This is a genomic window from Methylobacterium sp. E-066 (assembly GCF_022829635.1).
Classification (GTDB): Bacteria; Pseudomonadota; Alphaproteobacteria; order Rhizobiales; family Beijerinckiaceae; genus Methylobacterium.
The window spans coordinates 115,277-131,066 of sequence record NZ_JAKSYO010000183.1 but is presented as its reverse complement, the minus strand read 5'-3'; the positions used below and the strand labels follow the sequence as shown (position 1 = coordinate 131,066).

At 67.9% G+C, this 15,790-nt stretch carries 14 protein-coding genes; 8 read left to right on the top strand and 6 right to left on the bottom strand.

Annotated features, from left to right (window positions below):
* The first annotated feature begins 107 nt into the window (after positions 1-107).
* Complete coding sequence (locus MKL20_RS26560) at positions 108-1,148, top strand: hypothetical protein (protein ID WP_244039163.1); 1,041 nt, start codon at positions 108-110, stop codon at positions 1,146-1,148.
* A gap of 429 nt (positions 1,149-1,577) precedes the next feature.
* Positions 1,578-2,357 carry an endonuclease/exonuclease/phosphatase family protein gene (locus tag MKL20_RS26555; protein ID WP_244039162.1) on the top strand — a complete coding sequence of 260 codons (780 nt, stop codon included), beginning with the start codon at positions 1,578-1,580 and terminating at the stop codon, positions 2,355-2,357.
* Here MKL20_RS26555 and MKL20_RS26550 read toward each other — a convergent pair.
* From MKL20_RS26550 to MKL20_RS26535, 4 genes are all read right to left on the bottom strand, one after another.
* Complete coding sequence (locus MKL20_RS26550; protein WP_244039161.1) at positions 2,275-3,711, bottom strand: phospholipase D-like domain-containing protein; 1,437 nt, start codon at positions 3,709-3,711, stop codon at positions 2,275-2,277. The two genes, MKL20_RS26555 and MKL20_RS26550, sit on opposite strands and share 83 nt — an antisense overlap.
* A 66-nt stretch (positions 3,712-3,777) precedes the next feature.
* Complete coding sequence (locus MKL20_RS26545) at positions 3,778-4,092, bottom strand: hypothetical protein (RefSeq protein ID WP_243971313.1); 315 nt, start codon at positions 4,090-4,092, stop codon at positions 3,778-3,780.
* A gap of 124 nt (positions 4,093-4,216) precedes the next feature.
* A complete protein-coding gene (locus tag MKL20_RS26540) occupies positions 4,217-5,023 on the bottom strand; it encodes an enoyl-CoA hydratase (protein WP_244039160.1) in 807 nt (268 codons plus the stop codon).
* A 93-nt stretch (positions 5,024-5,116) separates the two neighbouring features.
* Positions 5,117-5,578: an AMP-dependent synthetase gene (locus MKL20_RS26535; RefSeq protein ID WP_244039159.1), complete on the bottom strand. Its 462-nt coding sequence runs from the start codon at positions 5,576-5,578 to the stop codon at positions 5,117-5,119.
* 272 nt (positions 5,579-5,850) lie between these two features.
* On the opposite strand from MKL20_RS26535, the gene MKL20_RS26530 reads away from it, so the two are divergent.
* Positions 5,851-6,273, top strand: coding sequence for a hypothetical protein (locus MKL20_RS26530; protein WP_244039158.1), 423 nt, complete (start codon positions 5,851-5,853; stop codon positions 6,271-6,273).
* A 4-nt stretch (positions 6,274-6,277) separates the two neighbouring features.
* Here the strand turns inward: MKL20_RS26530 and MKL20_RS26525 are convergent, their stop codons facing one another.
* Positions 6,278-6,967, bottom strand: a complete 690-nt coding sequence (locus tag MKL20_RS26525; protein WP_244039157.1) for a uracil-DNA glycosylase — start codon at positions 6,965-6,967, stop codon at positions 6,278-6,280.
* A 224-nt stretch (positions 6,968-7,191) separates the two neighbouring features.
* Between MKL20_RS26525 and hemH the strand changes: the two genes are divergently transcribed.
* Both hemH and MKL20_RS26515 read left to right on the top strand, forming a co-directional pair.
* Positions 7,192-8,274 carry a ferrochelatase gene (gene hemH, locus MKL20_RS26520; protein ID WP_244039156.1) on the top strand — a complete coding sequence of 361 codons (1,083 nt, stop codon included), beginning with the start codon at positions 7,192-7,194 and terminating at the stop codon, positions 8,272-8,274.
* Between the two features lie 94 nt (positions 8,275-8,368).
* A complete protein-coding gene (locus MKL20_RS26515; RefSeq protein WP_243971301.1) occupies positions 8,369-8,527 on the top strand; it encodes a hypothetical protein in 159 nt (52 codons plus the stop codon).
* A gap of 223 nt (positions 8,528-8,750) precedes the next feature.
* Here the strand turns inward: MKL20_RS26515 and MKL20_RS26510 are convergent, their stop codons facing one another.
* Positions 8,751-9,668 carry a peptidylprolyl isomerase gene (locus MKL20_RS26510; protein WP_244039155.1) on the bottom strand — a complete coding sequence of 306 codons (918 nt, stop codon included), beginning with the start codon at positions 9,666-9,668 and terminating at the stop codon, positions 8,751-8,753.
* A gap of 248 nt (positions 9,669-9,916) precedes the next feature.
* Between MKL20_RS26510 and secA the strand changes: the two genes are divergently transcribed.
* The 3 genes from secA to MKL20_RS26495 all read left to right on the top strand — a co-directional run bounded on the left by secA (position 9,917) and on the right by MKL20_RS26495 (position 15,714).
* Positions 9,917-12,814 carry a preprotein translocase subunit SecA gene (gene secA, locus MKL20_RS26505; protein WP_243971297.1) on the top strand — a complete coding sequence of 966 codons (2,898 nt, stop codon included), beginning with the start codon at positions 9,917-9,919 and terminating at the stop codon, positions 12,812-12,814.
* Between the two features lie 13 nt (positions 12,815-12,827).
* A complete protein-coding gene (bioD, locus tag MKL20_RS26500) occupies positions 12,828-13,499 on the top strand; it encodes a dethiobiotin synthase (RefSeq protein ID WP_244039154.1) in 672 nt (223 codons plus the stop codon).
* 268 nt (positions 13,500-13,767) lie between these two features.
* A complete protein-coding gene (locus MKL20_RS26495; RefSeq protein ID WP_244039153.1) occupies positions 13,768-15,714 on the top strand; it encodes a potassium transporter Kup in 1,947 nt (648 codons plus the stop codon).
* The last annotated feature ends 76 nt before the right edge of the window (positions 15,715-15,790 follow it).

Genomic DNA, 15,790 nt, shown 5'->3' with positions numbered 1-15,790 from the left:
AAATAAATCAAGTTCTGAACATTTCGCTTGAATAAATCGAATAAATAAGATAATACGGCTTTATGATAAGATAATTTTAAGAAATCTGATTTGAACGGGACTATTGAATGACTCGATTAAAACTTCTTCATGCAGATTTGTTCCAAGCGCTGACCGCAGTCGGCACTAAACTCCGAGATGGTGGTGACGCTAGCTTCGAACTTAAGCTTGCTCTGGATTTACTGGGCAGCCTGGAGCCTAGCCATGTCGCGAGGTTGGACGGAGAGATTGCGAATGTCGCCGGCTTGTATCGCCATCCGCCACAGCCCCTCTGGGGCAGGTTGCTGTCGCCGCGCCCGAATCAATCCGAGCAATTGCTTCGAATGCCAGGCCTCGAATACCTTTTTATTTTTCACCGTGATGGTCGCCTCCGCGAGGCAGCGCTCCTAAAAATTACAGGCGGCCTGCCCAGCCCATTCTTGTTTGCGGCAGTTGTTTGGCGGTTGAATGATTGGGTCGCGCCCGTCCGCGAAGCGGCGATTCGCTGCGCAAACCGGTCGTTTACTGTCACCTCCCCCTCAATTGTGGCTCGCGCAGCAGCGGAGCTGCTGGTGCGCCAAGCGAGCTGGGGCAGATGGCGAGGCGAGCGCGCGGTTCTGGACCGGGTGTTTAGTCGTGCCGACGTGGCGGCGCAGCTGGCCGAGCTTATCGCATGTCAGAGAACGGGTCCGCAGGCATCGACGCTCCGTGAAGCTTTGCGCACACCTGCACTCGATCAGCACTTGGAAAAGATAGCCTATGAGGCAATCCAGCCGTCCGTCCGGGCCCTTGCACTCAAAGTTCTAATTGACCGCAAAGCGGAATGGCCTTCGGGCACCGTTTGGCAGTGGATCGACAAATCAATGGGATTACGGCGTCAAGTTGCTGCTTTCGATCACCGCATCATAAACTTAGCTCTATCCAGGACGGCACTCATAGCACACGGCGTCAATGACCGTTCGGCCGTTGTGCGCAGGGAAGCGCTTACCGGCGTCATTCGGTACCTACCTGGTACAACAGAAGCCAGAGCGTTCGCCGCACCGCTTTTGGCGGACCGCTCCCCATCAGTGCGAGAACGCGCAGAATTTATTTTGCGGCCGAGCGCTATCGGACCCGGATCAGGTACATGAAATTGCGTGCTGGGCTAAGTGCATTTGATCTTTCCAAGTGAAAAAATTCGACGGCGCCCTCACAAGCACATAAAAAACAACACACGGTGGCTTTTATGTATAATTTTTGTCTCTTATTGCCTGTTTAAAAACAATATAGAAAATTTTAATCAAAACAACATTCTCATATCATCCTTATATCAAAAGATATATTTGTTAAATTAATAATTTTACTCAGAGATATTCGCTGATTTTGCCGAAAAACTCGATCCGATCGATAACTTAAGCGGACGAAGCGTTGACTTACATTCGCAAGGCTGCTTGGCGGCCCATGTGCTGCGCGGCAGCATTGTCTTACAGCGCGATGATCAAAGCGAACGCCCAAGCCTCCGGCGCGTTGAAGCGCGGCGGTGGCGGCGGGACCGCCCGGTGAGGTACGAGTCCGGCTCGATGAACAGCGTCACCCCTCCGGCCCGGTCCGGCCTCGCCGCGGCGCTCCCGATCCGTCCGGCGGACCGGCCGCATGCGCCGTTCAAGATCGTGAGCTGGAACCTGCTGCGCCGCACCGGAGCGGCGGTGGACGATGTGGTCGCCCTGGTCGAACAGGAGAAGCCCGACCTGCTGCTGATGCAGGAGGCGACCCGGGGGATCGGCTTCCTGCGCGACCGGATCGGCGGCCATTACGCCTGGGCGCCGCTGCCGGGGCGGATCCACGGGCTCGCGATGTGGAGCCCGAAACCGTTCCCGAACGCGCCGCGGGTGATCACGCTCCCCGCCGGCGCCCTGGTGCACCGGGTCTGCCAGGTGCTCGATCTGGGCGAGTTCGGAATCGCCAACGTCCACCTGTCGCACGGGCAGATGCTGAACCGCCGCCAGCTGCGCCGCATCGTCGGCGAGCTGCCGCAGCGGGCCGCGGTGCTCGGCGACTACAACATCGTCGGCCCGGCGATGATCCCGGGCTTTCGCGATGTCGGCCCGCGCCGGCCGACCCACGCCATGGTCGAGGTGCTGCCGCTCCGGCTCGACCGCTGCCTCGCCCGCGGCCTGATCTGCCACGCGCACGCCGTGCTGCCGCGCGGCCCCTCCGACCACCGGCCGATCGTGGTCCATCTCGGGCCGGCGCCAGAGGCGCACGCCCCCGCGCGCTTCAAAGGTATGGCAGCAGCAGTCGCACGCCTGCGTCGCGCAAACGGATCGGCAATGCGCGTGCGGCGAGGTCCTCCCGGCTGAGGCGCGCCTCCATCTTGCCGCGCATGAACGTGTCGAGCTGGGCTGCCAGATCCGGGTCGATGATCTCGACGTTCAACTCGAAATTGAGCCGGAAGCTGCGCATGTCCCAGTTCGCGCTGCCGACGAAGCACCAGACGTCGTCCACCACCATCGCTTTCGAGTGGTCGAAGGGCGGCTCGTCGAGCCAGACCCGCACGCCGGCCCGGAGCAGCGGGTCGAGATGGGCCCGCGTCGCCCAGTCGATGAACGGGTGATCGCTCACCCGGGGGATGATCACGTCCACGGTGATGCCCCGTGTCGCGGCCTGGGCGAGGGCGCCGGTGACCAGCTCGTCGGGCAGGAAGTAGGGGGTCACGAACCGGACGGTGCGGCGCGCGCAGGCGAGCGCCTGGAGGACCACCTGCTCGATCTTCTCCACGTCGGCGTCCGGCCCCGAGGTGACCACGCGGGCGATGCTGGTCCCCTCCGGCTCCAGGTCGGCGAACCAGGGCGCGGAATCCAGGATCTCGCCGTCGACGAAGGCCCAGTCGGCCGCGAAGGCCGCGGCGAGTTGCTCGACCACCGGTCCGCGGAGCCGGAAATGCGTGTCGCGGATCGGGTGCTCGGGCTTCAGCGCGACGCGGTTCGGCTGCGAGATGTTGAGGCCGCCCGTGAAGGCCACACGCCCGTCGATGATCAGTAGCTTCTTGTGCGAGCGCAGGTTGAGGAACGGCATCCGCCAGGGCAGGGCGGAGTGCATGAACAGGGCCGCCGGCACCCCGAGGCTGGTCAGCCGGTGATAGACCGGCGCGCGAAAATAGCCGCCGCCGATCCCGTCGATGATGACCCGGACCTTGACGCCCCGGGCCTTGGCCTCGGCCAGCGCGTCGCAGAACTCGCGGCCGGTCGCGTCGTCGCGAAAAATGTAGCTCGACAGGCCGATGCTGGCCTTCGCGGCGCGGATCGCCGCCAGCATGGCCGGGTAGCCGGTATCGCCGTTGCGGAACATCTGCACGTCGTTGCCCGCAAACGCCGGCAGGCCGGTGATCCGCCGGATCGCCCGGTCGAGGGGCCAGAGGGTCTCCGGCACCACGGCGTCGTCGGTATCGGGAAGATGCGTTGCGTCGGAGGGTTTTGTGCGCAGCTTTCGGGCGCGGCGCGAGACGCGGTTGATGCCGAAGGTCAGGTAGAGCGCGGTGCCGAAGATCGGCGACAGCCAAGCGAGACCGATCCACCCGACCGCGACGCTGACCCGGCGCTTGCGCAGGAGGGCGTGCAGGGTGACGCCGAGCGCCAGGGTAATGCCGATGAGCGCGGCGACATCCGCCCGCAACAGGGCGGTGGATTGCAGCCACCGATACAGCGCGTCTTCCAAGGTCTCGGCATCCGGTTCGCGTCAGACGGCGCCGGATATAGCCGATGGAAACGCCGGAGCGCGGATTTAATACGCCCGCAGGGCCGTCTGCGCGCCGGCATCCGCGGCGCCCACGGGCCGCGCACAGCGATAGGGGCCGCTGCCGTCGAGGGCCGCGTACAGGATCCGGCCGCCATCGGCGATGCAGCGGGCCTTGGCCTCGGCATAGGGGCGGTGGAAGCTCCAGATCGTGATCATCGGCCCGACCGTGCCGAGGCAGATGCCGCCGAACAGCAGGGCGGCGGCCCAGGTCGCCCGGTCCGGCCGCGGACGCGGCGGCCGGGGCGGCGGCATGGCGCCGACGAAGGCCAGCGTCAGTCCGAACAGGTCGATGCTGCTCATCAGCCGTTCCGTGGGGAGGCGCCGAGCCCGGCAGGACAGGACATCCGGTTACCCTAGGGCAGGACGGCCCCGGAACCTACGCATCCCGGCGCATGGGGCCTGCGTCGTATCGCGCGGGGCCCGCTCAGGCCTCCCAGCGCGGGGGGCGTTTTCCGATGAAGGCGTCGATGCCCTCCTGGGCGTCGGCCATCAACATGTTCCGGGTCATGACCTCGGCGGCGTAGCCGTAGGCCTCCTCCAGGCCCATCTCGATCTGCCGGCTGAACGCCGCCTTGCCGATCGCCACGACCCGCCGCGCCTTCCGGGCGATTTTTTGCGCCATCGCGGCCACCGCGCCCTCCAGTTCCGCGGCCGGCACGACGCGGTTGACGAGGCCGATCCGCAGCGCCTCCCGCGCGTCGATCGGCTCGCCGACCAGCAGCATCTCCAGGGCGGCCTTGCGCGACACCGCCCGCGACAGGGCGACCATCGGGGTGGAGCAGAACAGGCCGATCTGCACGCCGGGCGTGGCGAACCGGGCCTCCTCGGTACAGAGCGCGAGGTCGCAGGTGGCGACGAGCTGGCATCCGGCCGCGGTGGCGATGCCGTGGACCTGGGCGATCACCGGCTGCGGCATCCGCGTGAGGCTCAGCATCAGCCGGGCGCAGGTGCGGAACACCGCCTCGGTCGCCGCCCGGGAGGGATCGGCGCGCATCTCCTTGAGGTCGTGGCCGGCGCAGAAGGCCGGCCCCGCCCCGCGCAGGATGACGACCCGCACCGACGAATCCTCCCGGATCGCGTCGAGGGCATCCTGGAGCGCATTCATGAGCGCCATCGACAGGGCGTTGCGCGCCTGCGGACGGTTCAGCGTCAGGGTCGCGACACCGTCGGCATCGTGGCGCAGCAGGACGGGGGCGTCCGCGGGGTTGGGCGCGGCGAGGGCTGCGGACATGGCGACGTCTCCCGGTTCCGGCCCCTTGATCGTGCGGAGCCGGTTTATGGCCGGAAGGCTAGCATGCCGGTGGCGTGGTGCAGAAGGCCGACCTCAGCCCTGCTCGGCCAGAGCCAGATCGAGGCTGGCGAAATCCGCCCCCGGGCCGTTCCACCACACGCTCGGATAGGAGGCGAGGCGGCCCATCACGCCGGCATAGGCGTCGGCAAGAGCGGTATCGACGATCGCCAGCGTGGCACCCGAGAAAGCCAGGCTGTCGGCGAGCGCCTCGCCGCGGCGACTGCCGTCGAGCGCGACCACCCGGACCCCGATCCGGGCCAGACCGAGGCGCATCGCCTCCGCCTGAGCGAGGTCGCGGACCAGGAGGGCGACGGTCTCGCCAGGGCGCAGGCCTTCGCCGAAGGCCCAGTGAGCGACCCGGTTGGGGCAGATCGCCGGGGCGGCGCGCCGGTCGCCGGAGGCGAGGGCGAGCCCGGATCGGAGGCGCCGATCGGCATCACGCGCGACCGGCGTGGGGACGGGAATGTCTGCGACAGTGGAGTTCACGCCAAACATACGCTGCGAACCGCCTGGATCTGGATAAACGGTGGACCTTGGCGTGACGCGGGCGGGTTAACACTCTGTCTCACGTTCGCAGATCACCGGAACACTGGCCGCTTTTCACGGCTCCGGACGGCTGGGACTGCGCCTATGCCGAATCGATGATGAACGGCCGACCGCAATTTGCAGCGAATTCGGTCGCATTGGCCCTCGGCTCGGACCGGCCTATGTCCCGCGTGAAACGGGCGGCCCGGAAGAGGTCGCGCCGACCGAGGAAACGCCGACCCATGCGCCAGATCGCCCCCGCCGCCCTCGCCCTGACCCTCGCGGCCCTGCCGGCGCAGGCGCAGATCCGGAACGCCCCGTCCCCCCGCGCCCTGGAATTCGCCGCCTACATCTTCGCGGCCTCGAATGTCTGCGGCTACCGGATCGGCAACGAGGCGTTCGAGGGCCTTCTGGCGAAGCAGAACGTGCGGGTGGACGACGTCCAGCCGCGGGGGCCGTTCGGCAACCGGGTGCAGACCATGTTCACGCTGATGTCGAATCAGATGGCCCAGAACCGCGACCAGGCCTGCCTGGCGGTGGCCGGCGAGTATGGGCCGGAGGGTGCGGTCGCCAAGAACGTCCTGCTGCCGGCCGGACAGACCACCGGCGCACCGCCCTCGGCGGAGCCCGCCAAGCCGGCAGAGACTGTCAAGCCGGCGCAGTAAGCCTCTAGCCCAGACGCCACATGATCGGCGGAACTCCGCGCTCGGCCAGCCAGCCATTGGCCCGGCCGAACGGGTCCGAGCCCGGGAAATCCCGGGCGCGGTTGAGCGGGGAGGGGTGTCCGCTCTCGAACACGCCGTGGCGCGCCGAATCGATCAGCGCCGTCCGGGCGCGGGCCTGGGCGCCCCAGAGCAGGAAGACGGCCGGCTCCAGCCGCGCCGAGACGGCGGCGACGGCCTCGTCGGTGAGCGCCGACCAGCCGTAGCGCAGATGCGCCCCAGCCTTGCCGGCCTCCACGGTCAGCGCGCTGTTGAGCAGCAGCACGCCCTGCCGCGCCCAGGGTGTCAGGTCGCCCCCGGCGGATCGCTCGGATCCGGCCTCGGCCAGGATCACCCGCAGGGAGGCCGGCAGCCGGCCCGCGCCCACATACGAGAAGGCGAGGCCGTTGGCGTCGCCCGGGGTCGGGTAGGGGTCCTGCCCGAGGATGACCGCGCGCACAGCCGGCAGCGGCGTGTCGGTGAGCGCCCGGAAGATGTCGGCGGGCGCCGGCAGCACCCGCGCGCCAGCGGCGATCCGGGCATCGACTCGGGCCGCGACCGCGTCGGCCGCCCCGCCTGCGAAGAACGGCAGCGCCAGCCAGGGGGATCCGGAGGCGCGGAAGGCGGCGAGCGCGGCGGCCACGGGCGTGTCGGACATCGGATCTCGCGGTTGCGGGGCGGGGCCACGGTGGCTAGGGAGGAACGGTCGACCACGCATGGGCCGCCCGGTGCAGCATGTCGCAGCCGGCCTTCGCTGGGCGGCGCGGCACCCTACATGGGATTGCACCTGACACCGGGAAGCCTCCGGCCCAAGCGCGTGCGCCGGCTGCTGGGTATCTGAAGCCAGAAGAAGGACTCGGCGCGCGGCGCCGGAACGCTGCCATGAACGAACGCGTCGAACCCGCCGCGCTGGCGGAAGGCCGGCCCCTCACGACTCTGGTCCCCGCCGCGGGCGGCTTCCCGGCCGACCACCCGAAGGTGGCCTGGGGCCGTGTCGGCGTCCTGCTGATGAACCTCGGCACGCCCGAGGGCACCAGCTACTGGCCGATGCGGCGCTATCTCAAGGAATTCCTGTCGGACCGGCGGGTCATCGAGGTGCCCCGGCTGATCTGGTGGCCGTTGCTCAACCTGATCATCCTGACCAAGCGCCCGGGGCCGAAGGGCCGCGACTACGCCAGCGTCTGGAACACCGACCGCAACGAAGGCCCGCTCAAGACCACCACCCGCGGCCAGAGCGAGCGCCTGCAGGCGGCGATGGGCGATTCGGTCGTGGTCGACTGGGCGATGCGCTACGGCAAGCCGGAGGTCGCCGACCGGCTCCAGGCGCTGCTCGACCAGGGCTGCGACCGGATCCTGCTGGTGCCGCTCTATCCGCAATACGCGGCGGCCACCTCGGCCACCGCCTGCGACCAGGCGTTCCGCGCGCTCATGGACATGCGCTGGCAGCCGACCGTGCGCGTGTCGCCGCCCTATCACGACGACCCGGTCTACATCGCCGCCATGGCCGATTCGATCCGCCAGGGCCTGGCCAAGCTCGACTTCGAGCCCGAGGTGATCCTGACCTCGTTCCACGGCGTGCCGCGCAGCTACCTGCTCAAGGGCGATCCTTACCATTGCCAGTGCCACAAGACCGGACGCCTGATCCGTGAGGCGCTGGGGATGTCGCCGGAGCGGATGCGGGTGACCTTCCAATCGCGCTTCGGCAACGAGGAATGGCTCAAGCCCTACACCGACGAGACCGTGACGGAGCTGGCGAAATCCGGCGTCAAGCGCATGGCGATCGTCGCCCCGGGCTTCACGGCCGATTGCCTGGAGACGCTGGAAGAGCTCGACGGCGAGAACCGCCACTATTTCGAGGGCAACGGCGGCGAGCGCTTCGCCTACATCCCGTGCCTGAACGATTCCGATCTCGGCATGAAAGTCATCGAGCACGTGGTGCGCCGCGAGCTTCAGGGCTGGCTCTGACGCAAAACCGCCGGCGCGCCGCTTGCGGACGGCCCCGGCCGGCCTATCATCGTCTGAAGCTGGACAATTCTCAGATCCGGCGTCGGAGGATCACATGGCGTTCTTCATCGGGATCGCGTGTCCCTGGCTGCTGATCGCGGTGCTCGACCGGATCGCCGAAGGTCGCCGCACGGCCGAACTCGCCACGCTCGGCGTCACCGCACCGGCGGCCCCCGCAAGCTCGGCGTACCTGCATCCCGACCGGCCGTATTGAGAGGCTGAGAAGGGCCGTGAAGCGGGCCGACCCGAGGCTCACGTCGAACAACCTTGGATTTTGACGCCTCTTCCAACCCACACCCTCATCCTGAGGTGCTGCGAAGCAGCCTCGAAGGAGGCTTCCAGAAGTCGCTGAGACATCTGGAGGGCTCCTTCGAGGCGTCCGCTGCGCGAACGCACCTCAGGATGAGGTCGCGGTTGGGAAATTCGTCCCTACCCGATCACGGCTTCTTCGTCTCCGGCGTCGGCTGAGCCGCAGCGGGCGCCGCGTCGGTGCGGTCGATCTTGGCCTCGGCGCGCAGCTTCAGGATCAGGTCCTGCTGGGCCTTGCGGACGAGGTGCTGGTCGATCTGCTCCTTCAGCTCGTCGAAGGTCGGCTGCGGCTTGGTGCGCTTCTCCTCGACCTTGATCACGTGCCAGCCGAACTGGCTCTTGACCGGGTCGGAGACCTGGCCGGGCTTCATCGCGAAGGCGGCGTTGGCGAAATCCGGGACCATCCGCTCCTTGGTGAACCAGCCGAGATCGCCGCCCTCGGCCTTGGAGCCGGGATCCTTCGAAGTCTCGGCCGCGACCTTGGCGAAATCCTCGCCGCCCTTGATCCGGGCCGCGATCTTCTTCGCGTCGCCCTCGTTGTCCACGAGGATATGGCGCGCGTGCACCTCCTCTTCTGGCTTCATCAGCTTGACGGTCTGGTCGAAGATCGCGTGCTCGGCCTCGGGCGTGACCGCGCGCTTGGCCTCCTGCTCCAGGTAGTCGTCGAGCAGGAGCTTATCGCGGAAATAGGCGAGCTTGCGCTTGAACTCGGGCGAGTCGCCGATCTTGGCGGCCTCGGCGGCCTGCGCGCCGACCCGCAGGTCGACCATGTAATCCACCAGCAGGGATTTCTTCTGCGCCTCGTCCACCCCCGGCAGCGACAGGGCCGGGTCGTCCGACGCGATGGCCAGGTCGCCCTGCGTGATCGGCTTGCCGTTGACGCTCGCCACCACCGTATCGGGGCTCGGGGGGGCGGTGTTCGCCGCCGGTGTCGCGGTCTGGGCCGGGGCCGGCGCCGCCTGGGGGGCCTGCGCCAGCGCGATCCCGGGCATCGCGAGCATCAGGGCGAGTGCGCTCGCGCGCCGGAGGAGGGCGGGGTTCGGCATGCTGGCGTGGTCCTCGGCTGACGTCTCGGCGCCGCCCCGTTGAGGCCGGGCGGCGGGCCGCGGCACAGGTGGCGCGGGTCGCCCGAGAAGGCAAGCGCTGCCGTTTCACCGGTCCGGAGCCCGATGGATCGGAGGCCGCCTCTTTCAGGTGCGCCGGCCGATGTTTACCTCTATAAGCCCGGCCAACTCCGCCAAGGCCGGCCCGCCACGCTCACCCGTGGGCGGGCTCGCGCGTCCGCAGGTCAACGATGCTCGGCTCCATCGCCAAGAAGATTTTCGGCTCCTCCAACGACCGGCGCGTCAAGGGCTATCGCCCGCGCGTGGCGTTGATCAACGCGCTGGAACCGGAGATCCAGGCCCTGTCGGACGACGCGCTGCGGGCGCGGACCGACATGCTGAAGGCGGAACTCGCTGCCGGCAAGAGCCTCGACGACATCCTGGTCCCGGCCTTCGCCACGGTGCGCGAGGCGGCCAAGCGGGTCTTCGGCCAGCGCCATTTCGATGTGCAGCTGATCGGCGGCATGGTCCTGCACGAGGGCGCCATCGCCGAGATGAAGACCGGCGAAGGCAAGACCCTGGTGGCGACGCTGCCGGTCTACCTGAACGCCCTGGAGGGCAAGGGCGTCCACGTCGTGACCGTGAACGACTACCTCGCCGCCCGCGACGCGGAGTGGATGGGCCAGCTCTACCGGTTCCTGGGGCTCTCCGTCGGCACCATCGTGCACGGGCTCGACGACGAGCAGCGCAAGGCGGCCTATGCCTGCGACATCACCTACGGCACCAACAACGAGTACGGGTTCGACTATCTGCGCGACAACATGAAGTACGAGCTGTCGCAGCTCGCCCAGCGCGGACACAACTTCGCGATCGTCGACGAGGTCGACTCGATCCTGATCGACGAGGCGCGCACGCCGCTGATCATCTCGGGTCCGGTGGACGACCGGTCCGAGCTGTACGTGTCGGTCGACGCGATCCTGCCCCGGCTGGTGCGCGAGCATTACGACCTCGACGAGAAGCAGCGCACGGTCTCGCTCACCGAGTCCGGCAACGAGTTCGTGGAGGAGACCCTGCGCGAAGTCGGCCTGCTCAAGGACGGCGACCTCTACGACGCCCACAATGTCAGCCTGGTCCACCACGTGAACCAGGCCCTGCGCGCCCACACCCTGTTCACCCGGGACAAGGACTACATCGTCAAGAACGACGAGGTGGTGATCATCGACGAGTTCACCGGCCGTATGATGCAGGGAAGGCGCTACTCGGAAGGCCTGCACCAGGCCCTCGAGGCCAAGGAGCGGGTGACGATCCAGCCCGAGAACCAGACGCTCGCCTCGATCACCTTCCAGAATTATTTTCGACTTTACAATAAACTGGCGGGTATGACCGGTACGGCCTCCACCGAGGCCGACGAGTTCGCCGAGATCTACAAGCTCGACGTGGTCGATATCCCGACCAACAAGGAGGTCGAGCGCGTCGACGAGGACGACGAGGTCTACCGCACCGTCGGCGAGAAGTACGACGGCATCATCGCGGAAATCGACAAGGCGCATAGCCGCCACCAGCCGATCCTGGTCGGCACCGGCTCGATCGAGAAATCCGAGCACCTGGCCGAGATGCTGAAGAAGGCCGGCTACACCCTGCTCGACTATTCCGATCCGAACGCGCTCACCGACGTCTACAAGGCCGCCCGCGAGGGCCGGGTCACCAAGCGCTTCGCCGTGCTGAACGCCCGCTTCCACGAGCAGGAGGCCTACATCGTCGCCGAGGCGGGAGTACCCGGCGCGATCACCATCGCCACCAACATGGCCGGCCGTGGCACCGACATCAAACTCGGCGGCAATCTCGAGATGCGGATCGAGAAGGAGCTGAGCCAGCTCCCGGACGGGCCGGAGCGCGACGCCGCCATCGAGGCGATCAAGGCGGAGATCGCCGACAACCGCGCCAAGGTCCTGGCCTCGGGCGAGCCGGCCGACCCGGAAGCCGGCCGCAAGAAGGCCCTGCCGGGCGGCCTCTACATCATCGGCACCGAGCGCCACGAATCCCGGCGCATCGACAATCAGCTCCGCGGCCGCTCCGGCCGCCAGGGCGATCCCGGCCGCTCGAAGTTCTACCTGTCGCTTCAGGACGACCTGATGCGGATCTTCGGCTCCGACCGCATGGACGGGATGCTGCAGAAGCTCGGCCTGGAGCAGGGCGAGGCGATCATCCACCCCTGGATCAATAAGGCGATCGAGAAGGCGCAGCAGAAGGTCGAAGCGCGCAACTTCGACATGCGCAAGAACGTGCTGAAGTACGACAACGTCATGAACGACCAGCGCAAGGTCGTGTTCGAGCAGCGCCGGGACTTCATGGCCCAGGAGAGCGTGCGCGAGACCGTGGACGAGATGCGCGAGGGCGTGATCGATGACCTCGTCGCCCGCTACATCCCGCAGAACGCCTATGCCGAGCAGTGGGACGTTGCGGCCTTGCGCGAGCAGGTCCGGGAGGTGCTCAACCTCGACGCGCCAGTGGAGGATTGGGCCAAGGAAGAGGGCATCGCCGACGAGGAGATGCGCGAGCGCCTGCTCAAGGCCGCCGAGACCGCCTATGCCGAGCGGGCCGAGAAGAACGGCACCGAGATCACCGCCTATATCGAGAAGCAGGTCCTGCTCCAGACCCTGGACCACCTGTGGCGCGAGCACCTCGTGACCCTCGACCACCTGCGGCAGGTGATCGGCTGGCGCGGCTTCGCCCAGCGCGACCCGCTCAACGAGTACAAGTCCGAGGCGTTCGACCTGTTCAACAACCTGGTCACGGCCCTGCGCGAGCAGGTGACGGCTCAGCTCTCCCGCGTCGAGATCGTCCACCAGCAGCCCGACCAGCAGCAGGCCTTCCCGGGCGGCCCGCCGGAGCTGCCGCAGATGTTCGCCCAGCATCTCGACCCGGTCACCGGCGAGAACGAGATGGATTACGAGGGGCGCGGCTCGGGCAGCGATGGCGGCGGCGGTCCGGCCTACGGCTACGCCGCGCAGGGCCTGTCGGTGGACGGCGCCGTGCTGGAGCGCGACCCCAACGATTCCGCCACCTGGGGTCGGGTCGGGCGCAACGAGCCGTGCCCCTGCGGCTCGGGCAAGAAGTACAAGCACTGCCACGGCACCTTCCAGGCCTGAGGCGGTCTTCGGGATGGCTGCCCGCACGGTCTTCGTCGCCGGCGCCGGAACCGAGATCGGCAAGACCTACGTCACCGCGGCGCTGACCCGGCGCCTGCGGGGGCAGGGACGGCCGGCGCGGACGCTGAAGCCCCTCGCGAGCGGCGTGCCGCCGCTGAGCGACCCGGCCTTCGCGGAGAGCGACACCGCCCGGCTGCTCGACGCCCAGGGCCTCGCGGTCGACGACGAGACCGTGGAGGCCTGCTCGCCCTGGCGGTTTGCGGCCCCGCTCGCCCCCGATCAGGCCGCCGTGCTGGAAGGCCGGTCCCTGGCGCTGGACGACCTCGTCGGCTGGTGCCGGACGCAGGCTGCTTGCACCGAGGGGACCCTGATCATCGAGGGCGTCGGCGGGCTTATGAGCCCGATTACCGAGGCTGCGACCGGGCTCGACTGGCTCAAGGCGCTCGACGTGCCGACGCTCCTCGTCTCCGGCAGCTATCTCGGGGCGATCAGTCACGCGCTCACCGCCCGCGAAACCCTGCGCCTGCACGGCATCCCGCTCCTCGCCATCGCCGTGAGCGAGAGCGAGGGGGCGCCGGCGCCGCTCGCCACCGTGGCCGCCTCGATCGCCCGCCATGCCGGCGTGCCGGTCTTCGGCCTGCGACGCGGCGCGGCCTGCCCGGAGGCGTTGGCCGATCTGGTGTGACCGGGTCAGATCTCAACACGGTGTCGGTCTGATCGATTCGCCCAATACCCCACACCGTCATTGCGAGCGCAGCGAAGCAACCCAGGGATCCGCTACGACTGGAAACCACGCGCCGCACTGGGTTGCTTCGCTGCGCTCGCAATGACGTGAGGGTCGATGGCGCACCCTTCGATAACAAGCGGATCCGGCCGCGTCGGCTTCCACTGAGACGAACGGCGCTCTACCTGTGCCGCCAGGGCGGTGAGTCCGATCCCGCGGGAGCCGTGCGTTGAGTCAGTCCCTTGCCCCCGCGGCGGCTTCGGGTTCCCCGGCCGGTGCCGGCGACGACGCCGCGTCCGAGAAGGGCCGGCTCAAGCCGGCGCTGATCTTCGGCGCGCTCGGCGTCGTCTACGGCGATATCGGCACCAGCCCGCTCTACGCCTTCAAGGAAGCCGTGAAGGCCGCCACCGCGGGCGGCGCCTCCGTGCCCGAAGCTGCCACCGGCGCGGTGTCGCTGATCCTGTGGTCGCTGATCCTGATCGTGTCGCTGAAATACGCGGTGTTGATCCTGCGCGCCGACAACAAGGGCGAGGGCGGCATCGTCGCCATGCTGGCCCTGCTCGGCGCCCGGCAGGCCCGGCACGGCACCTGGAAGGCGGCCCTGCTGGTGGTCGGGCTGATCGGCGCGGCCCTGCTCTACGGCGACGGCGCGATCACCCCGGCGATCTCGGTGCTCTCCGCCATCGAGGGGCTGAAGGTCGACGCGCCGACTCTCGGGCACTTCGTCGTGCCGATCACCATCGCGATCCTGGTCGCGCTGTTCGCCGTCCAGCACAAGGGCGTGGCGGCGATCGGCCGGGTGTTCGGCCCGGTGATGCTGGTGTGGTTCGTGGTGCTGGCGGCCCTCGGGGTCGCGGGCATCCTCGACAAGCCGGAGATCCTGGCGGCGCTGAACCCGCTGCGCGCCGTCGAGTTCATGCTCCATGCCGGCTGGCACGTGAGCTTCGCGATGCTGGGCGCGGCCTTCCTGGCGGTGACCGGCGGCGAGGCGATGTATGCCGATCTCGGCCATTTCGGCGCGATGCCGATCCGGGTGGCGTGGTTCGTCCTGGTCCTGCCGGCGCTGGTGCTCAACTATTTCGGGCAGGGCGCCCTGCTGCTGGCCTCGCCCGACGCGATCGAGAACCCGTTCTTCCGCCTCTGCCCGGATTGGGGCCATTACCCGCTGATCGCGCTGGCGACGCTCGCGACGATCATCGCCTCGCAGGCGATCATCTCGGGCGTGTTCTCCCTGACCCAGCAATCGGTCCAGCTCGGCTTCCTGCCGGCCATGCGCATCGTCCAGACGGCCAAGGAGGAGCGCGGCCAGATCTACGTGCCGATGGTGAACTGGCTGCTCGCCGCCGCGACCCTGGTGGCGGTGGTGATGTTCGGCTCCTCCGACGCGCTCGCCGGTGCCTACGGCATCGCGGTGTCGATGCTGATGGCCATCACCACCCTGCTCGCGGCGCTGATCGCGCTGCGCTGGGGCTACAACCCGATCCTGGTCTTCGCGGTCAACGGCCTGTTCCTCGCCATCGACACGGTGTTCTTCGCGGCCAACAGCGTGAAGATCCTGGAGGGCGGCTGGTTTCCCCTGGTGCTCGCCGGCCTCGTCGCGCTGATGATGCTGACCTGGAAGAAGGGCAACGAGCTGGTCGAAGAGGCGCGGGTCGCGCTGCGTCTGCCGGAGGACGCCTTCCTGGCCGGGCTCCAGCACCGCGACCTGTTGCGCCTGCCCGGCACCGCGGCGTTCCTGTCGGCGGCCGAGCACGGGATCCCGCTGCACCTCTCGCGCTTCGTCGAGCGCAACCATGCCCTGATGGAGCGGATCCTGATCATCACCGCCCTCTACGAGGAGACCCCGACGGTCCCGGTGGAGCAGCGCGCCCACGTGACGATCCTGGCGCCGAACTTCTACCGGGTGATCCTCCGCTACGGCTTCATGGAGGAGGCCTCGATCCCGGAGGGGCTGGCCTGCGCGGTGACTTCCCGCCACCTGCCGGCCCACGTGATCGAGGACATGACCGTGTTCGTCGGCCACGAGACCATCATCCCCAAGAACGACAAGCGCGGCATGGCGCCCTGGCGGGAGAACCTGTTCGCCTTCATGCAGCGCAACGCCGAGCGCACCGGCGCCTTCTTCGGCGTGCCAACCCGGCAGGTGGTCGAGGTCGGCACGGAGATCGAAATCTAGGGGAGCGGGGCGCTGCCTGGGCCCGGCCCGCAGCTTGGAACGCATAAAGACATGTTTATGTCTTGATTGCTTCGTA